Genomic DNA, 21,002 nt, shown 5'->3' with positions numbered 1-21,002 from the left:
AATTTGTTCAGGCTTGACTGGGAAACGGCAGCTGATGAACAAATTCTAAATTTACTGATTTCCTTCCCATCCCTTGCCTACCAAATTGGTAAATCTAGCTTACTCAGCTGCCTATCCAAAAATAAATCATCAAATAACAAAGCTAAATTCTTAATGGAATGAATTATCGTTATAAACTTACAGATTATAAAAGCACTATATTTTCAACCGTGTATGGTTTCTTCTTTCCCATAATTTTTAATCACTTTAGCCTCAAATTCCACCAATTCTTGCCAGCGTTTATCTACATCTATATCTTGACCGTATTTACGAGCAAAACCAATAAAAGTTGTATAATGCCCTGCTTCACTAATCATTAAATCATTATAAAACTTAGAAAGCTCTGGGTCTTTAATTTCTTTTGAAAGTAGTTTAAAACGTTCGCAGCTTCTTGCCTCGATCATAGCAGAAAATAAGAGCCTATCTACCATCGATTGAAGTCTGTTGCCACCTTTGCTCATAAACTTGTAAAGCTCGTTAACGTAGCTGTCTCTACGCTCTCTACCTAAAGTGTAACCGCGCTTTTTAATAATATCATGTACCATTTGAAAGTGAACTAATTCTTCTTGTGCTAAAAGAAGCAAATCAGTAACTAAATCAGGGTATTCAGAGTTTAGTGTAATTATAGTAATCGCATTGGTAGCGGCTTTTTGTTCACACCATGCATGATCTGTTAGTATTTCTTCTATATTTTTTTCAACAATAGTAACCCAACGTGGGTCTGTTGCTAATTTTAAATGAAGCATAGTCCGTATATTTTAGTAAAAATAAGCGTATAACTATCAAAATTGTAGAAATTCTATGGTTTTGACAGGTTCAATAGTCCTTCTATCTATTTAACCCGTATAAAATAAAATTACATGGTCGCAAATAGTGTAATACATAGATTCTATTATTAACAGAAAGCAATTATGGTGATAATATTTAGTTATATCTCTGAGAAATTACGGTCTAATAGTTAAATCTGATCAACACCACGCCCCGTCATTACATCGCCAGAGAAACATAAAGTGATTTTTTTTGCCATTATCTATTCTTGTAGGATCTCACGGTTGGGAACCAATGGTAAGCGTAGCACTCCCATCCCCCACCATAGCCATCACGGTGAGTTTCCCTTTTTCACAGGTGAGATGGCCTCCGGTTCCGGTAGTAATCGTGTACTTGATTTCAAAACCTTTGCTCACCAGCTGCTCCTTATATTGCTCCAGGGCAGTTTGGGGCACCTCTTCAAAAATGAGTGCCCAGTTCATATCTCCTTCCATTTCTTGCGTAGTAACCGCTGTTATTTTACCGTATGTAAATTCGGGTACTTCCCTAGAAATTTCCTTGGGCCAATTATGTGCCGTTGCATCTGTGGTAAAGGCACCCTCATCGGTTTCAATACCTATTTTCTCATCTTCTATAGCTACTTTGGCTTCATCACCCATGGACTCTTCTATGATTTTTTCACTAGTCTTTTCCGCAGCCCTTTTACAGGAAAAAAGTATGGTCGCCATGCCCATGACTAAAAATAATGTCAGTCTATACTTGAACTTGAATGTATTGGAATGTGCCATAATACCCTGTTTTAAATTGACTTTTTTCGTGCATCTACCGTGTTTTAACATCCTACCACGATGTCAATAAAATTATAAGGCCTATTCCCCTTTTACAATGATGTAGATCATCGGTTGCGACTGACTAGTATCATTGTATTATGTTTTTGTTTTTTTCAATTTCACGGGAAACATGGCTATTACATCAAATAAAATCTAATGAACACTACCAAAAACCTGATTTTTGCATTGGAACCCAGTAAAGCTTTCGGCAGCATGGTCGCAGAAGCTATAGGGGGTACTTTGAGCGTCCACGAGGAACGGGACTTTTCGGAAGGGGAACATAAGATACGGTCATTGGTAGATGTGAGGAACAAGGCCATCTTTATCATATACAGCCTCTATGGGGACCCCCAACTAACGGTCAATGACAAACTGTGCCGGGTATTGTTTTTTATCGGTTCATTAAAAGATGCGGGGGCAGCTACGGTTACGGTAATCGCCCCGTATTTGTGCTATTCCCGAAAAGATAAAAAGACCAAGAGCTATGACCCGATTACCACCCAATATGTTGCCCGTTTATTCGAGGCCCTGGGAACGGATAGGCTGGTGACCCTGGATGTACATAATGTACAGGCCTTTGAAAATGCGTTCCGGATACCTACAACCCACCTAGAAGCCAAGGGTTTTCTTGCGAACTATTTTACCCCATTGCTTAAAAAAACCGAAACCGTGGTATTATCCCCAGATAGCGGAGGTATAAAACGTGCCATGGCATTTGCGAAAACCCTCGAAAAAGAACAAAAAACACCGATTCCTGTGGCCGTAATGCACAAAACCCGTAGTGAAGGCGTCGTTGGGGGAACAGCACAGATCTTTGGAGAGGTCCGTGCCAAAACCGTCATCATTATAGATGACCTCATTAGTACGGGAACTACCCTGCTAAGGGCCGCCAAGGCATGTAAACAAGCGGGGGCTAAAAAAGTCTATGCGGTGGCCACACATGGCATTTTTTCAGTTGCAGCTAATGAAACGCTGAAAGATCCGGCCTTGGATAAAATTGTGATAACGAACAGTATTCCTCCGCATCGACTGAGTAAAGAACTCATGGAAAAGAAGGTCGATATCATCAATGTCGCCCCCTTGGTCGCAGAAGCTATCCGTAACCTGATGGAGGATAATGCCTTTCAAATATCATGAGCCTTAAATAAAAATAAAGTTCAATAAGGAACGAATGAATCATATTAAAAAGGTATTTAATCGTTTAATACAGATAATACCGTCAACAGATTCATATCTATATAATATCAATAGCTAACTACATAATTTCAGGTAATCTTCCTTTAAAGTGGTTCATGTTTAAAAATGTTGAACATTAGCAAATTCTTTATTATTTTTCTAGAAATCAATAATTATCCTAAGACGTTATTTTCCAATAAAACCTTTTGATAGTAATCGATAGGTTCAGATTCCTTAGGTATCCTATTTCGGCTATGACCAATTACATAGATATTTTTAGAATGTAAGTTCAGAGTTAGGATACATGAAGGGCGGAATTGAAAATAAAAAAAACGTAAGCTTAAAGCACGGATTCAAAATTATTTGAAGTGCAGATTAAGTTCAGATTCATTTGATAGCCATAAAAATTAACCCATAGCTATACACTATATTTGCATAAATATTAGGTACTGATAATTTCCGTGCACTTTCCGGGACTTATTGTACCTCAAATCACGGTAGCTACTTATTTATATAGGATTAAAATTCCTGTATCGGCAAATAATAAAAACCACATAAACTTTATGTTCAGCTTTTTTAGTAAAAAACATTTTTTAATTGACCATCTTGAGGGTTTCATTGATATTCACAATCATATATTACCTGGTATAGATGATGGCGCAAAAACTGTAGATGAGTCTATCGAACTTATAAAAGGTTTTGGTGAATTTGGGGTTACTGATTTTATATGTACGCCGCATATCATGGAAAATTATTATCCTAATAATCCTGCAACAATAAATAGTTCTCTGAACTTACTTAAAAACGGTCTTAAAATGAATAATTTAGACCATGTACATATTGATGTAGCCGCAGAGCACATGATAGATTCTGGGTTCGAAAAACTTCTTGAAGACCAGGAATATATGCCACTTTCAAAAAGTTACATCCTTATAGAAATGTCCTATTTACAAGCCTCGATAAATTTCAACGAGTCTGTAAAATTAATTGCAGATATGGGTCTATTTCCTATTTTCGCACATCCTGAAAGATATGCGTACTTGCATAATCACTTGAAACAATATAAGAAACTAAAAGGCAAGGGATTATTGTTTCAATTAAACATATTGTCCTTGAGTGATTATTATGGTAAAGAAGTAAATCAAGCAGCCAATTGGTTATTAAAGAATAATTTAATAGATTTTATGGCTAGTGATGTTCACAAAATTTCTCAGTTGAATTCTTTAAAAAAAATAAGCATCAATGAAAAAACACTGATGCTTATTAAGCCTATAATTGAAAAAACGATTTATAATTTTAAATAAGGTGGTTTAAAACTTCCACCATTTCTTACTGGTCTTGCTGTAGCCGTAACCATATTTTCCTCCGTAACCTAAATTATCCAAGCTTACATCATTCACTACAAATGATACGCCTTTCAATTTACCTTCCTCACGTAGATTTAATGGAAATTTAACAGCAGTTTCATCCGTTACACCAGCCCTAATTACGTATATGATATGATCTGCATAAGGTGCAATTAATAGCGTATCACTTACCACCATCATTGGAGCTGTATCTACAATTACATAGTCGTAAAGTTCAGATACCTCATCTAATAAATCTTTAACCTTTGTACTCATTAATAATTCTGCAGGGTTTGGTGGAATCTTACCAGAATAGATGACATCTATAGTATTATTATGCACTAACATAGGCCTAATAATATCTTTCACCAGTATTGAATCATCTAACAAATACTCTGTAAGACCGGCATCTTTATTTCTGGATGGAGTCTTTAATTTATCTACAGAATCACCAGAAAAGAAAGAATATAATTTTGGATTTCGAATATCGGCACCAACCAATAAAATCTTCTTTTGTGTACTTGATAATATCATCGAAAGATTAGTAGAAACAAATGTTTTTCCTTCTCCCGGTGTACTTGATGTTACGTAAATAACATTATTCTTGCTCTTATCACTTGCATACCTAGTCTTTATTAAAAAGTCTAGGTTAGCCCTAATAATTCGCAATGCTTCTGCCAGAACTGAGCGATCATCACTAATAATTATTTTGCTATCTTTTTTAGAAAGACTCGGTAATTCCCCTAACACAGGAACATCTTTAGTAAGTGTTTCTAAACTATGTTTGTTATGTATTTTGGTGTCTAATTGATCCTTAGCAAAAACAACTCCGAAAGGTAGTAACAGACCAAGCATTAAGGCAGCTAAATATGTTATTTTTACTTTAGGCGTAACTGGTGTCGGACTAGATACGTATGCCTTATCAATAACATTTGATTTTGGTTCTGCAGACGCAAAAGCAATCTGTGATTCCTCCCTTTTTTGCAATAAATATAAATAGAGTGATTCGGTTGTTTCCTGTTTCCTGGTAATATTTCGCAATTCCCGTTGGTTTTCCGGAGCGGAATAAATAGTTCCCTGTATACGACCCAATTGGCTTTCTAGGGTACTTACGTTCATTCCTACATTGCGCTCCATAGAATTTAAACTAGACTGCATCGTACTTTTAATACCATCTAATTGCTCATCTAAATTTACAATCATCGGGTTCCGTTCATCCGCACTTTTTAACAATCGCTTACGTTCTGCTACAAGTGTATTATATTGCAAGGTAGCTTGGCTTAAAGCCCCACTACCCACATCAACCACCGGCATTTCATCGTACCCTGTTTCACTATTAACATAATCTTTAAGGCCACTTACCATTTGCAATTGCACCTTAGCACTTTCCAAATTTTGACGACTACCGGCACTCACCTGCACGGCAGCACCAACTTCAAGACCTGAACCGGTCATTCCTTTTTGCGTTAATAATTCTTGAGCATCTTGATCAACAGAAGTAAGTGTTCCAGAAATTAATTGTATTCGGTTATTAATAAATTCAGAAGTCGTATCGGCAACCCGTCTCTTTTCATCTGTAGCATTCCTATTATAAATTTCAATCAATTTATCAATAATATTCTTCGCCTTGTCCGGTATGGCACTAACCATAGATACATCTAGAATATTAGAATATTCTTCAGTAACCGCAATTGTAACCGCCGCCTTAAGAGACCGCGCAACATTTTCTACAGGGGTAAAAGATACTTGATATCGATTTCCGATTAATCCTTTAGGATCCTTTACATTTGGCGTAATCACCATATCCCCTAATGGGGTAGGTATCCCATTTCCATAAGAATATATTTTAGCGGGCGCCCCTTCTAATTCGGCGATGCCAAATGTAGTCGCCGAAGAAAACTCAATATAAAAACTATAGTTTGCATTATACACCACAGAGTCTGGAGCAATAAAATTAATTTTTATAGGCGGATTAGCATAAACCTCGGTGTTTATCACTTTCCCTAGGGCCATTATCTGCACATTAGCGCCCAATTCCTTTACTACTTCAATGAAATTAGACCTTGAAGCCAAAATTTCAATTTCATCCTCCACTTGTTTCGAAGAACCTCCCATAATATTAAGGTCTTGAAAAACACCCATTTCAGGGCCTGAATTCTTCTCCTGTACAATTTGTATCTGCGATTGTACCATATATTCCGGTACGGTATATCTAATATTTAAATATGCAATTATTAACGCCATTAATCCACATAATACAAACCATTTCCAGTGTTTGGCATAGGTGGCAATTACATTTTTAATATCTTCTTTCTTTTCTGAAAAACTCATAGTGCAGTTATGAATAGTGTAGTAAACTGATTTCTTTTAATTTCTAGTAAGTAAAATAACGGTCGTAGTAATAAGCAAAGATGCGATGGAAATTGCCAAACCCGCCCTATTATCTAATGTTGACTGTGTTACAGCAGACTTATTAGGCTCCACATATACGACATCGTTTTGTGTCAAATAATACACAGGAGAATTTAAAGCGGCCTTGCTGGTTAAATCAATACGGGTGTACACCTTTGTACCATTAAAATCTCGAATAACCAAAACATTATCACGTTTCCCTTTTATTCCCAAATCACTTGCAAGTCCAATGGCTTCAAGAACCGTGATCTGCTCCCCATTTACTTGATAGGTTCCTGGGCGATTTACCTCTCCTAAAATAGTAACTGTAAAATTCCGTAAACGAAGATTTATAATTGGATCTTTTAAATAGGGTTCTAATTTTTCCTTTAAAACTTCTTTTGTCTCCTCAGGGGTTAGTCCTAAAACCTTAACAGTTCCTAATACCGGAAAATCGATATCTCCATTTTTATCAACTATGTAATCCAATTGTTGTGGTTGATTAAAACTACCTTCTCCTCTTGCAGTTGACATAAGATTAAATGGTATACTAGCCATGGGATCTAAAGTGGAAACGTTAATACCAATAACATCATCTACCTTAAAGGTATTGGTATGTGTATTGTCACTAACTATAGTTTCATAATCAGAGGCATCTTGAAAATAAACGATATCTTTTTTTGACCCACAAGAGGCAACAAGTATGCCTAAAAAAATCAATAAAGAGAATTTACTACGGTTAGTTTTTATTGTATTCATTTTTAAAATAATTAATTAACAACGGTGAATCCGAAGCTGGTTAGGGTTGTACAATTTTTAATTTGGTCATATTTTGATCATTAGAATCAACTGATGGCTTGTCTAATTCACAAAAGTCTGAATTTTTTGAAACATATTCAGGAACAATTTCCTTCATTAGTTTAACGGTATTACCACTGAAAAACATATTGGTTATACATAACTCATCAATTTTAGAACGTACTTTAGAATATTCGACATCACGAACCTTACTGATTTTAATTTTTTGATGGTAGGTTGGTAGGGTATTCTCACCATTCGCCAAAAGCTCTTCATACAATTTCTCCCCTGGCCGTAATCCCGTAATTTTAATATCAATATCCTCAGGATAACGCAATCCAGAAAGCTTGATCATATTTTTAGCCAAATCATATATTTTTACGGACTCACCCATATCAAATATAAATATCTCACCACCTTCACCCATGGCACCAGCTTCTAGCACTAATTGTGAAGCTTCTGGTATCGTCATAAAATAGCGTGTAATATCTTTATGGGTCAATGTTAATGGACCGCCTTTTTCAATCTGTTTTCTAAACAATGGAATTACAGATCCGTTAGACCCTAAAACATTACCAAAACGGGTAGTAATAAATTTAGTTTTATTCTCATTTTGCATACAGCTAATATACAGTTCGGCAATACGTTTAGTTGCTCCCATAACATTGGTCGGATTTACAGCCTTGTCCGTAGAAACAAAAACAAATTTTTCCACACCATGCAATACAGATAAATCAGCAACATTTTTGGTTCCTCCAATATTAATTTTAATAGCCTCATATGAATTATATTCCATAAGCGGTACATGTTTATAAGCAGCTGCGTGAAAGACAATATTTGGGCGGTGTTCACCAAATAGCGCATTCATACGATTTTTGTCTCTTATATCAGATAAATCTTCAATTTGAACCTGTTTAATTTGCGAAACTTTCAATTCTCCATTAATCCAATCTTCAATTGGAGGTACAATTTTAACCACTATAGGATAATCAACCAACCCTTCAACCGTCTTTCTTAATTTTCTAGAATCTATATTTTGAATTGAAAATATTATCTCTGAAATATTATTCTTCAGAATAAAAGATTCCGTCAAAGATTTCCTACCAAAAACAGGAACACCATTTATATTTTTACCGATTTTTTTAACATCCCTATCAATGTAGCCAAGTACCCTATATCTACTCTTCGCATGATTGGTTATAGCACCATGGGTTAATACTCCAGAATCACCAGCTCCATAAATCAATACGTTTTTATAGGATTTTATGCTACTGTGCATATTACTATAAACCGATTTAAAAACGAACCTAGAAGCGGTAAGGGCAACAAACGTTATAAGACTATTGATAATGATGATGGACAACGGAATGGTAAATTGATTAAGAATCTCAAGTTGTCTATTGGCTAAGACTATAAAAATAACCAATATACTTGAAAAGCAGACCGCATTAAAAATATTGTAGACATCACGAACCCCTGTATGACGAACAACCCCTTTGTATGAACCAACAATTAGAAAAGCTACTAATGAGGTTATAAGTACTAGCGGAAGTTGTAACAATAAATTTTCAACTTCAAAATCTAAGGTCAAATTAAATCGTATTAAATACGACAAAACAAAAGCACACGCAATGGTTACTAAATCGATACCTAACACTAGCCATTTTGAGGCATATTTCTCTGTATTATACGCTAAATATTTCTGTATCATGATAAAACGTTTTTAATGGTGGTAACAACGCGTTCCAAATCTTCTTGTGTTAAATTGGAGCCGCTGGGCAAACAAAGTCCTTTTTCAAAAAGGGCTTCAGAAGTTCCATCCATAAACTGTTTATGGCTACTAAATATTGGTTGTAAATGTAAAGGTTTCCATAATGGTCTTGATTCTATATTCTCATCCAAAAGAGTAAGCCTTAGCTTTTCTCTCATTTCATACGTATTTGTTAAGATACAACTTAACCACCTATTAGAAAAATAACCTTCTGGTTCATCTAAAAAAGTGATTTCCTGAAAATCGTTTAGGGTATCTTTATAAAATTGATGATTTGCTCTTCTAGCATCTACCCTATCACTCAACACTTCCATTTGTCCACGCCCAATTCCTGCGAGTACATTACTCATTCTATAATTATAACCTACATGAGAATGTTGATAATGGGGTGCTTCATCTCTCGCTTGGGTTGCCAAAAATATCGCCTTTTCAGTATAGCTTTTATTTTTTGAAACTAAAGCCCCACCACCAGAAGTGGTTATAATTTTATTACCATTAAATGACAAAATACCAATATCGCCAAAAGTACCACAAGACACTCCGTTATAAGTACTCCCCAACGCTTCAGCACTATCTTCTAAAACGGGAATTTGAAATTCATTCGCTACCGCTTTAATTTCGGCAACCTTATAAGGCATACCATATAAATGAACAGCTATAATTGCCTTTGGTTTTTTATGTTCTTTAATTCTACTTTCAATAGCCTCTCTTAATAACACAGGAGACATATTCCAGGTGTCTGTTTCACTATCTACAAAAACAGGTTCAGCTCCTAAATACAATATTGGATTAGCAGAGGCTGAAAATGTAAAACTTTGACAAAGTACTTCATCGCCCCTACCTACACCTAATATTTCAAGGCCTAAATGAATAGCTGCGGTTCCTGAACTTAATGCTGCAACGTGAACTGAATTTCCTAGTTGTGTTTTAATCGAATGTTCAAAGGCGTTTACATTAGGTCCTAATGGAGCAATCCAATTCGTGTCAAAAGCCTCATCGACATATTTTCTCTCTGTACCCCCCATGTGTGGAGAGGATAGCCATATTTTAGTAGGTGTAGAAATGGTTTTCAATGGTAGTTCATTTAGGGTTACAAATATAAGATTCAAAATTAACTATACATTTGCTCAAATGAATGAATTATGAACATAATTCGTTTAATCTGTGGATATTATCGGTTAAAAGAAATTACAAATGCCTTTTATCGCATCAAACGGTTTTTAAACCCCGTAAATAAAGAGTTCATCTAAAATATATTTTCTATTTGGGCGTTATTTTCTAATCTTTGCTTTTTTAATCCCAATAAACTATTAATGAAAAAGATTACAAAAATATGCTGTATTGGCGCAGGTTATGTTGGCGGCCCAACAATGTCCGTTATCGCAAAACAATGCCCTGAAATACAAGTAACTGTCGTAGACATTAATAAGGAACGTATTGCACAATGGAATACTACAGATTTAGATAATCTACCAATATATGAACCTGGATTAAAAGAAATTGTAGGAGAACGAAGAGGCAAAAACCTGTTTTTCTCAACAGAGGTAGATAAAGCCATTGATGAAGCTCAAATGATATTTATCTCGGTAAATACACCCACTAAGACCTATGGTAAAGGTAAGGGACAAGCGGCAGATTTAAAATTTATAGAATTGTGTGCCCGTAATATTGCCAAAGTAGCTAAAGACGATAAAATTGTTGTTGAAAAATCGACCTTACCTGTAAGAACTGCTCAGGCTATACAGAATATATTAGACCATACAGGTAATGCGGTAAAATTCGAGATTCTTTCCAACCCAGAGTTTTTAGCAGAAGGTACGGCTATAGAAGACTTAATACATGCCGATCGTGTTTTAATCGGTGGTAACGACACCCCAACGGGAAAAGCAGCCAAAAATGCTTTAAGTGCTATTTATGAACATTGGCTACCAAAAGAACGTATTCTACAAACCAATGTATGGTCATCAGAACTTTCAAAATTGGTGGCAAATGCATTTTTAGCGCAACGGGTATCATCCATAAATACGATTTCTGCACTCTGCGAAAAAACCGATGCTAATATTCAAGAGATTTCTAGGGCTATTGGTTTTGATAGTCGCATTGGACCTAAATTTTTAAATGCCTCTGTTGGTTTTGGGGGATCATGTTTTCAAAAAGATATTCTTAATTTGGTTTATATTGCTAGATCGTATGGTTTAACAGAAGTAGCCAATTATTGGGAACAAGTAATTATTGCCAATGATTATCAGAAGAGCCGTTTTGCGGAAAACATTATATCTAGTCTTTACAATACAATTTCAGGTAAAAAAATCGTAGTCTATGGTTGGGCTTTTAAAAAGGACACGAATGACACAAGAGAATCGGCGGCAATAGCCGTAGTAGATGCTTTATTGGAAGAAAGAGCTGAAATTATCGTTTATGATCCAAAAGTTGCCAAAGAGCGAATATTTGCTGACCTTGATTATTTAAATACACGGACACCTGAAGAAAACCGAGTCTTGGTAACGGTTACTAACGACCCTATTAAAGCTACTGAAGAAGCGCATGCCATTGCCATTTTAACGGAATGGGATGAATTTAAAGAGTATGATTGGAAAACCATATTCAAACAGATGCTTAAGCCAGCCTTTGTATTTGACGGTAGACGTTTATTGGATAGTACTGCGATGGAAAGGATCGGCTTTAATTATTATAAAATAGGACAATCATGAAAATTTTAGTAACAGGGGCAGCAGGCTTTATAGGATTTTTTGTATCGAAAAGTTTACTTGCCAATGGTCATGAAGTCATCGGTTTAGATAATATCAACGACTATTACGATGTTAATCTAAAATACGCTCGTTTAGAAGAACTCGGCATTATCAGAAGTGAAGCCGAACAATTTAACAATGTAGTACCAAGTGAAGGTCAAAGTGCATTTTCATTTGTTCGTTTGGCTTTGGAAGATCGAGAAAATCTACCAGAATTGTTTAAAAATCAATCTTTTGATGCAGTCTGCAATTTAGCGGCACAAGCTGGGGTTCGCTATAGCCTTGAGAATCCAGAAGCCTATGTCGATAGTAATGTTGTTGGGTTTTTAAATATTTTAGAATGCTGCCGTAATTACAACATTAAGCATTTAGTGTATGCAAGTAGCTCTAGTGTCTATGGCCTTAATGAAAAAATACCCTTCGAAACTACTGATGCTGTAGACCACCCAGTTAGCCTGTATGCCGCCACTAAAAAAAGTAATGAATTAATGGCACATGCCTACGCACATTTGTATGGGTTCAAGACTACCGGTCTGCGATTCTTTACGGTATACGGCCCTTGGGGAAGACCCGATATGGCCATGTTTTTATTTACCGATGCCATTATAAACGATAAGCCAATTAAAGTCTTTAATAATGGAAATTTAGAGCGTGACTTTACGTATATCGATGATATTACCGAGGGGGTTGTTCGTATCCTAGAAACACCTCTCGCTGATGAAACCTCTAAAAAACAGTTATTTAAAATATACAACATAGGAAATAGTAAATCTGTGAAATTAATGGATTTTATTACCGCTATAGAAGAAAGCTTAGTTACAGTAGCAAAAAAGGAAATGCTCCCCATGCAACCTGGCGATGTTGAAAAAACTTGGGCCAATGTCGATGATTTAATTGCCGATTATGAGTATCGACCGAATACACCCATAAAATTGGGTGTACAACGTTTTATTGATTGGTATAAAGTGTATTATAATAAGTAATAACATCAAGTAAATAACTCATTGAGAAATAGATATTTATATCCTGAACTACTATACATTTAAACACTTTTAAAATCTATGTTATTCAATTCATTGGAGTTTGCGGTATTCTTTCCAATTGTTTTCTGCTTATACTGGTTTGTTTTTAATCGAAAGTTACAATTACAAAACTTATTGATTTTAATAAGTTCTTATATATTTTATGGGTGGTGGGACTATAGGTTCTTAGGCTTAATATTTTTATCCACTATTGTAGATTATACAATAGGTTTATTAATTCACAGCGAAAAAACAAAAAATAAAAAACGAGTTTATTTATGGACAAGTATTTTATTTAACTTAATTGTATTGGGATTTTTCAAATACTATAATTTTTTCGTTGATTCTTTCATTGAATTATTTTATGGATTGGGATACGAAATAAAAAGTAAATGGACGCTTAACATAATCCTACCTGTTGGTATATCCTTCTATACATTTCAAACCATGTCATACACTATTGACATTTATAGAAAAAGTTTAGCTCCAACTAAAGACTTTATATCATTTGCATCTTTTGTTTCATTTTTTCCACAGTTGGTTGCAGGTCCAATAGAAAGAGCTAGTAATCTTTTACCTCAGATATTAATAAAAAGGAAATTTGATTATGTACAAGCTGTACAAGGCTTAAGACTAATTCTTTGGGGAATGTTCAAAAAAGTTGTAATTGCTGATTCCTTAGCTCCAATAATAGATGACATTTTTAATCACAATTCAGATTTTAGTTCTGGTATGCTTTGGCTGGGGGCTATATACTTTTCTTTTCAAATTTACTGTGATTTTAGTGGATATTCTGATATAGCCATAGGAACTTCCAAATTACTTGGTTTTGAACTTATGTCAAACTTTAAAACTCCCTATTTTTCTCGGAATATTGGGGAATTTTGGAGAAGATGGCATATATCATTATCTACTTGGTTTAGGGACTACCTATATTTTCCATTAGGTGGCTCCCAATACTCTGAAATAAAAACTTTAAGAAACATTTTCGTAATATTTATAGTAAGTGGATTTTGGCATGGGTCAAATTGGACTTTCGTAGTTTGGGGTTTAATCCATGCAATTTTATATATACCATCATTCATATTTAAAACAAACAGAAAGTATGTCAGTTCTATAGTAGCAGAGAATTCAATTTTCCCCAATTTAAAAGAAATTTGGCAAATGTTAACAACGTTCTTTTTTGTATTAATCGCTTGGGTGTTTTTCAGGGCCAGTTCTATTCAAACGGCAGGAGCATACATAAAAGCAATGTTTATAAAAAATGATTTAGATAAATATGAAAGTTTTGATTTTTATAAACACAAATACTACATTATTTTATTAGTAGGTCTCATTGTGATGGAATGGTTGTTTAGAAAAAACGAAAGGGATATTCTTTTCTTCCTTGAAAACAATATGAAAATTAGATATGTTGGTTACATCTGTATATCGATTATTATTATATATAATTTATTATTAAATGAAAAAGCAAGTTTTATCTACTTTCAATTTTAAGTTGAAGCTCATTAAAAATATTATAATATATCTTATTATTACTTTTCTTGGTCTTGTGCTATCTTTTGAATTTTTTAATCCTATCGAAAACAATAGAGATAACTCAGCAGTAGTTTATGAAAATAATTTTATTCCAGAACTACCTAAACTAATAGAGATAAAATATAATAACATTAAATTTTTGGGTGAAAACTTTTCAGATACCATAAAAAGGAAAAAAAATATTTTTATTGGCTCTAGCACAACACAATCCTTTTACGTTCCAAATGATTTAAAATGGACTACTTGGGCCATGTCCAATATTAATTTCTGGTATAACAATTGTGGCTTTGATGGTCTAAAAATGAATAAATTAATACCACAAATAAACAATACAGCATTCATTAAGCCTGATTACACAATAATTCTGTTTGACCCCTTTAGTGATGATGATTTAATATCTACTGAGGGAATATTTTTAAGGTTTAGAAATATGGTCAAAAAAATTAAATTTTTCAAATCCGTTTTAATTCCTTTTTTAATGAGTAAAGAAGATAACCAAATAGGGCATCGAAAAATTACCTGGAAAGTTGAGGAAAATTTAGAATATAAAACAATCGATAATATACCTAAAATGGATAAAATTGACAGCTATTTACTAGATGTAATTCAAACTATAGAATCTACAGAGTCCATTCCAATTTTCATATCCGCTCCAACACCATATGGCAATTATGTAAATAAGCAAGGAATAGATATGTCAAAAATTAATAATAGTATATCTACAAACAATTACTACAAGGGATTTAGTGAAAAACTAGAAAAATATTGTGACTCACAAGGCATTCATTTTATAGATGGTTATTCCTTAGCAAAAAATGCTGATTTATTTTATGATGCTACACATTTCAATTTAAAAGGTTCAGAAAAATTTGGAAAATTGATTAATAATGAACTTCAACAAATTTTGAAATAGCATGAATCTAAATAAATTTCTACCCATAATTAAACCTTATAAAAAAGGACACTATCAATTTAAATTCTCACTATTTATACCGGTTTACAATGGGGAAAAGACTATTAACCGTGCCTTAAAAAGCATTGAAAAACAAACATATAAAGATTTTGAGATTATTATAATTGACGATGGTTCGACGGATAATACAGAGGGAGAGGTAAGAGAATTTATGACCACATCGAAGTATCCTATTCGGTTTTTTAAAAATGTAGAAAACATTCATAAATTGGGCACTATTCTTAGGGGTATTTCATTAGCCCAAGGTGAGTTTTTTTTAATTCATGATGCAGATGACGAATGTTTACCCAATGCACTTGAAATTTATAATGAAGCATACGAATCCATACCAAATTCAGAAAAGAAAAAAATCAGTGGTATAACCGCCAATTGTATTGACCAGCATGGAAATTTCATTGGCACCAATATTAAAGAAGATTACATTTATTGCAATTCTTTTGATTTTAGTTTTAAATATAAAATTCAAGGTGAAAAATGGGGGCCTACAAAAACAGATGTATTGAGGCAAATTGAAATTGATAAATCTATATTCGGTCGAGGACTAATTCCAGAAGCCTATCTTTGGAATACTGTGGATAAGGCAGGGTATCTCACAAAATTTCTTAATTCTGTAACTAGAGTATATTATACGAACAATGATGATAACCTGTCAAGTCTTAAGTATGATAAAAAATCGTTTGGAATGGCAATTTATTCATTGCTATTTATAAACTATTTTCAAAAAAACCATATCGTTAGATATCCTAAACCCTTTTTTAAAAGATTAGTCTCAATCGTAATAGCATCATGCTATTTAGAATTTAGCTTGAAAGACTTTTATGAATCATTACATAATTGGTTTTTGAAAATTTCACTCGTACTTCTTTGGCCATTTAGAAAAAATATTAAAAAACTAACTAAAATGTAATTTCTCAAAAAAAATCAGAGTTATTGTTTTAGGTTTTTATAAAAACGTATTTCTTAAAAGCTACTTGAACCCTAATAAAATAGATTAATGTTAAATTTAGAATTAGATAAAAATAAACACATATTAATTACTGGAGGAGCTGGTTTTATTGGCTCTAATCTTTGTGAAGCCCTTTTGAAAAATAGAAATAAAGTAACCTGCTTGGACAATTTCGCGACTGGTAAGCGTGAAAACTTAGCACCACTTTTAAATTATCCAAAATTTAAACTAATAGAGGGAGATATTCGTAACCTGGACGATTGCCATAAGGCTTGTGAAGGAGTCGACTATATATTACACCAAGCGGCATTGGGTTCTGTACCACGTTCCATAAATGACCCTATTACCAGTAATGATGTTAATGTCTCTGGATTTTTAAATATGTTAGTTGCTGCACGCGATGCCAAAGTAAAACGCTTTGTCTATGCCGCAAGTTCTTCAACTTATGGCGATTCGACAAATATGCCTAAAGTAGAGGATAGTATTGGAAAGCCGCTTTCCCCCTACGCTATCACTAAATATGTAAATGAATTATATGCCGATGTGTTTAGTAAGACTTATGCTATCGAAACCATTGGTCTACGATACTTCAATGTATTTGGCAGAAAACAAGACCCCGATGGAGCCTACGCTGCAGTAATTCCTAAGTTTGTAATGCAATTGATGAAACATGAATCTCCCGTTATCAATGGAGATGGTTCATTTTCAAGAGACTTTACGTATATCGATAATGTTATTCAAATGAATGTTCTAGCTATGGTTACCGACAACCAAGAAGCATTAAATACCGTATATAATACAGCCTTTGGTGAACGAACCGATTTGAATGAACTTACCCAACTCTTAAAAGAGTACCTAAGTGAATTTGATTCAGAAATAAAGAACATAAAAAACACTTATGGTCCTACTCGCGCAGGAGACGTACCTCATTCCCTGGCCTCTATCGACAAAGCGAAGGAACTTTTAGGGTATGACCCAAAATTTGACATAAAATCGGGACTCAAAGAAGCCGTACAATGGTATTGGGAAAATTTGAAATAAATTTAGTAGTTATTAAATATAAAATAGGTTTGCTAAGGGTAACCGAGGTAACAAAAAAGAATTATGAAAGACATTAAAATTGCTATTATAGGTTTAGGATATGTAGGTTTACCATTAGCCCGTTTATTCGCTACGAAATACCCAGTTATTGGTTTTGACATCAATACAGGTCGTATCGATGAACTTCGAAAAGGTCATGACAGTACCTTGGAGGTGGAAGATGATGTGCTACAAGCCGTATTAAAAGATTCTGCTCAAATGGACACAGGACTATATTGTTCCAATCAATTGGATGATATCGCAGACTGTACCTATTATATCGTAACCGTTCCTACACCGGTAGATAGCACGAACCGACCAATTTTAACTCCTTTATATAAGGCTAGCGAAACAGTGGGCCAAGTCTTAAAAAAAGGGGACACTGTTGTCTATGAATCTACCGTATACCCAGGTGTTACTGAAGATGAATGTATTCCAGTATTAGAGAAAATAAGTGGCCTTAAATTTAATGTCGATTTCTTTGCGGGATACTCCCCAGAACGTATTAATCCGGGAGATAAGGAACATACCGTTGAAAAAATATTAAAAGTGACATCGGGTTCAACACCCGAGGTAGGCAAAAAAGTAGATGCGCTATATGCTTCTGTTATTACCGCAGGCACGCACTTGGCGCCAAGCATTAAAGTAGCTGAGGCAGCCAAGGTTATCGAAAATTCTCAACGAGATATCAATATTGCCTTTGTCAATGAATTGGCAAAAATCTTTAACCTAATGGGAATCGATACTCACCAGGTTTTGGAAGCAGCAGGTACTAAATGGAACTTTCTACCCTTCAAACCAGGTTTGGTAGGCGGGCATTGTATCGGGGTAGATCCTTATTATTTAGCGCAAAAAGCACAAGAATTCGGCTACCACCCAGAAATAATATTAGCCGGTAGGCGTATGAATGACACAATGGGAAAATATGTGTCATCTGAAGTCATCAAGCTAATGGTACAGCGTGATATTAAAATAAAAGGAAGCAATATATTGGTTTTAGGTATCACCTTTAAAGAAAATTGCCCCGATGTACGGAATACCAAAGCTGTTGATGTGATAAACAACTTGAAAACCTACGGTACAAATGTCACCATTTATGATCCCTGGGCGTCTTCAAAAGAAGTAGAGCATGAATATACTATGAAAGTTATAAAAGATGTCCCTACTGAAAAATTTGATGCTATTGTTTTAACGGTAGCTCACAAAGAATTTTTAGAAATGGAGCTAAAAAATATGCTTAAACCAGATGGTATTCTTTACGATGTAAAGGGTATTCTTAAAAATGATGTGGACGGCAGATTGTAAAATCATAAAATACAGAATAAAAAGCTTGTGAGAAATGGACTATTTCTCACAAGCTTTTTTTATTTTAAATACAGCGGCTCATGCTCATTACCAATATATAATTCCTTTTTTTACCATTAATAATAAAATGGATAGCATTAACCGTTTCTAAGATTTTTTTAATAAAATGTTAAGGAAATTGGTTGTTTGTCGAATATTCAAAAAAAAATAAGCATTACATCGATCTAAAACATCCAATCAACAGACGCAGACGTAACACCAAGGTTATCAAACTTATCTAATCAACTATTTAAGTGATTTACATTTAATCGATTAAGTTGATTTTAAAAAATAATTTATGAATAGCAGCGTTAAATTAATAGTATCCCCAACACATCATTGCAGTTCATCGAATATTTTTATTATTTCATCGATGAATTAAAATATTAGAGTATAATTGTAACCCAAATAACATTGTTTTTAATTCAAAAGAAAATTACCTACTTATGCACAAATTCCTTAATCTAATTTACAAATTGACCCTATCAATTTGTACCTTCTTTTTGTTGTTTTCTTGCAGCAAAGATGCCGACTTATTATCAGAATACGTGATCGCAAAAAATGATGATCTTCAAAGTATAACTTTATTGGCAGATGATAGTTTCTTTATGGCTCCTGGTCAAAATTCTATCCTGATGGATGTTTTAAATAACGACAATATCAGTCAAAAAACCAATGTTACTATTGTAGAAACTTCAACTCCCATTAATGGATCGGTAAATATAAATACGAACAATACCTTAACGTATATACCAAAAACAGCAATATCTTCAGAAATAACACCAGAAGAAACAACAACAGCAGAAGAATCGGCCACATCTGAAAATTCTACGACTGTACTAGAAGAGGATACCTTTACGTATACCGCTGAAATAGTTGACCAAGAAACAGGAGAAACAACCAAAGAGGAAGCTACAGTAACAGTTACCCCTACAGATATGGGAGAGTTAAAAGCATTTCCAGGTGCAGAAGGTTTTGGGAAAAACACTACAGGCGGCAGAGGTGGATTTGTTGTTGAGGTAACCAACTTAAACGATGACGGTGTTGGAAGTTTACGTAATGCCTTAACTATTAAAGGTAAAAGAACTATTATATTCAAAGTTGGTGGAGCAATAAAACTAAAGTCTCCATTGGTAATTGATTCAGGATATGGCAACGTTACTATTGCTGGGCAAACTGCACCTGGAGATGGTATTTCTTTAGAAGGCTCATCATTTTGGATTTCAGATTCAAATGTAATTATAAGATATCTAAGAATTAGACCAGGAGTTGATTGGAATTATGTAAGTGGGACACAAGACGATGATGCTTTAAGAATAATCTCATGGGATAAAGAAATTAAAGATATAATAGTTGATCATTGTTCAATAAGTTGGGGTAAAGATGAGAACATTGAAATAGGTGCTATTGGTGGTATTGGTGTCACAAATATAACTATACAAAACTCTATTATTTCTGAAAATATTAAAACAGGATATGGTTTTATATTGTGGCAAAGAGCTAATAACATTTCAATTTATAGAAATTTATTTGCACACAATAGTGGAAGAAATATTGAATCAACAACACCTGATAGTAGTTTTGAGATGGTTAATAATATAATTTATGATTATACTGCGGGTACTAGATTAGCACATCAAAATAAAATGGATTTAATAGGGAATTCTTATATATCAAAACCTGGCTTTTCTATAGATTATGAAAATGTACGTTTGGAACAGGGTACATCTCAATTGGGTATAAATGGCACAGAAGCTTATATTAATAACAATCTTTCTAATGGAGGGGATATAACCGTATCTAATAGCGGAATCACAAACCTAATACCACAATTAAAATCTGCTCCTGTCATGAGTTCAGGTATCAGTCTTATTTTAAATCCAATTGAATTAGAAAATAAACTTTTAGAAAATATTGGAGCTTCTAAGTCAAGAGATGCAATTGATTTGCGCATTGTGAATGATGTCTATAATCGCACAGGACAGTATATTACAAATGAAAACGCAGTAGGTGGTTTTGCAACAATAAATGATGGTCAACCTTACATAGATAGTGATAAAGATGGAATTTCAGATGATTGGGAAATTGCAAATGGTTTAAATCCTTCAGATTCAAATGATAGAAATGGTGATTTGGATGGTGATGGTTTCACAAATTTAGAGGCATTTTTAGAATTCATACTATTAAACTAACTTCACAAAAATATTATTATATATTCAATAGCAAAAA

General features: G+C 34.1%; 16 protein-coding genes. 10 read left to right on the top strand and 6 right to left on the bottom strand.

Features of this window, described 5'->3' with window-relative positions:
• Positions 1-203: 203 nt before the first annotated feature.
• Together miaE and BMY56_RS12130 are read right to left on the bottom strand one after the other, a co-directional pair.
• Positions 204-785: a MiaE family protein gene (gene miaE / locus BMY56_RS12135; RefSeq protein ID WP_091624566.1), complete on the bottom strand. Its 582-nt coding sequence runs from the start codon at positions 783-785 to the stop codon at positions 204-206.
• A gap of 300 nt (positions 786-1,085) precedes the next feature.
• Positions 1,086-1,595 (bottom strand): hypothetical protein, encoded by a 510-nt coding sequence (locus BMY56_RS12130; protein ID WP_143057819.1) that lies wholly within the window; start codon positions 1,593-1,595, stop codon positions 1,086-1,088.
• A gap of 198 nt (positions 1,596-1,793) precedes the next feature.
• Here BMY56_RS12130 and BMY56_RS12125 point away from each other — a divergent pair, with 198 nt between their 5' ends.
• Together BMY56_RS12125 and BMY56_RS12120 are read left to right on the top strand one after the other, a co-directional pair.
• Positions 1,794-2,774: a ribose-phosphate diphosphokinase gene (locus BMY56_RS12125; RefSeq protein ID WP_091624559.1), complete on the top strand. Its 981-nt coding sequence runs from the start codon at positions 1,794-1,796 to the stop codon at positions 2,772-2,774.
• A 602-nt stretch (positions 2,775-3,376) separates the two neighbouring features.
• Positions 3,377-4,117, top strand: coding sequence for a tyrosine-protein phosphatase (locus tag BMY56_RS12120; RefSeq protein ID WP_091625036.1), 741 nt, complete (start codon positions 3,377-3,379; stop codon positions 4,115-4,117).
• A 6-nt stretch (positions 4,118-4,123) separates the two neighbouring features.
• Here BMY56_RS12120 and BMY56_RS12115 read toward each other — a convergent pair whose 3' ends face one another.
• The 4 genes from BMY56_RS12115 to BMY56_RS12100 are packed head-to-tail and all read right to left on the bottom strand — an operon-like array spanning position 4,124 to position 10,144.
• A complete protein-coding gene (locus BMY56_RS12115; RefSeq protein WP_091624555.1) occupies positions 4,124-6,490 on the bottom strand; it encodes a GumC family protein in 2,367 nt (788 codons plus the stop codon).
• Positions 6,491-6,526: 36 nt separating this feature from the next.
• Complete coding sequence (locus tag BMY56_RS12110; RefSeq protein ID WP_091624552.1) at positions 6,527-7,309, bottom strand: polysaccharide biosynthesis/export family protein; 783 nt, start codon at positions 7,307-7,309, stop codon at positions 6,527-6,529.
• 40 nt (positions 7,310-7,349) lie between these two features.
• On the bottom strand, positions 7,350-9,059 hold the full coding sequence (locus tag BMY56_RS12105; RefSeq protein ID WP_091624549.1) for a polysaccharide biosynthesis protein: 1,710 nt from the start codon (positions 9,057-9,059) through the stop codon (positions 7,350-7,352).
• Complete coding sequence (locus BMY56_RS12100) at positions 9,056-10,144, bottom strand: DegT/DnrJ/EryC1/StrS family aminotransferase (RefSeq protein WP_091624547.1); 1,089 nt, start codon at positions 10,142-10,144, stop codon at positions 9,056-9,058. Before BMY56_RS12100 ends, BMY56_RS12105 begins: the two co-directional genes overlap by 4 nt.
• Before the next feature lie 288 nt (positions 10,145-10,432).
• Between BMY56_RS12100 and BMY56_RS12095 the strand changes: the two genes are divergently transcribed.
• From BMY56_RS12095 to BMY56_RS12060, 8 genes are all read left to right on the top strand, one after another.
• Entirely contained in the window at positions 10,433-11,830 is a 1,398-nt protein-coding gene (locus BMY56_RS12095) for a nucleotide sugar dehydrogenase (protein ID WP_091624544.1), read from the top strand.
• Entirely contained in the window at positions 11,827-12,852 is a 1,026-nt protein-coding gene (locus BMY56_RS12090; protein WP_091624542.1) for an NAD-dependent epimerase, read from the top strand. Before BMY56_RS12095 ends, BMY56_RS12090 begins: the two co-directional genes overlap by 4 nt.
• A 174-nt stretch (positions 12,853-13,026) precedes the next feature.
• Positions 13,027-14,388, top strand: coding sequence for an MBOAT family O-acyltransferase (locus BMY56_RS12085; protein ID WP_317040620.1), 1,362 nt, complete (start codon positions 13,027-13,029; stop codon positions 14,386-14,388).
• A complete protein-coding gene (locus tag BMY56_RS12080) occupies positions 14,354-15,343 on the top strand; it encodes a hypothetical protein (RefSeq protein ID WP_091624536.1) in 990 nt (329 codons plus the stop codon). The genes BMY56_RS12085 and BMY56_RS12080 overlap by 35 nt, the downstream gene beginning before the upstream one ends.
• A 1-nt stretch (position 15,344) precedes the next feature.
• Positions 15,345-16,310 (top strand): glycosyltransferase family 2 protein, encoded by a 966-nt coding sequence (locus tag BMY56_RS12075; RefSeq protein WP_091624534.1) that lies wholly within the window; start codon positions 15,345-15,347, stop codon positions 16,308-16,310.
• Positions 16,311-16,397: 87 nt separating this feature from the next.
• Positions 16,398-17,390, top strand: coding sequence for an SDR family oxidoreductase (locus tag BMY56_RS12070; protein ID WP_091624531.1), 993 nt, complete (start codon positions 16,398-16,400; stop codon positions 17,388-17,390).
• Positions 17,391-17,453: 63 nt separating this feature from the next.
• The gene (locus BMY56_RS12065) at positions 17,454-18,734 is read left to right on the top strand and encodes a nucleotide sugar dehydrogenase (protein ID WP_091624528.1); all 1,281 of its coding nucleotides are present in this window, start codon (positions 17,454-17,456) and stop codon (positions 18,732-18,734) included.
• Between the two features lie 485 nt (positions 18,735-19,219).
• Positions 19,220-20,965 (top strand): hypothetical protein, encoded by a 1,746-nt coding sequence (locus tag BMY56_RS12060; RefSeq protein WP_091624525.1) that lies wholly within the window; start codon positions 19,220-19,222, stop codon positions 20,963-20,965.
• Positions 20,966-21,002 lie beyond the last annotated feature (37 nt).

The organism is Maribacter orientalis (genome assembly GCF_900109345.1).
Classification (GTDB): Bacteria; Bacteroidota; Bacteroidia; order Flavobacteriales; family Flavobacteriaceae; genus Maribacter; species Maribacter orientalis.
This window is presented reverse-complemented; position numbering and strand designations above follow the sequence as displayed.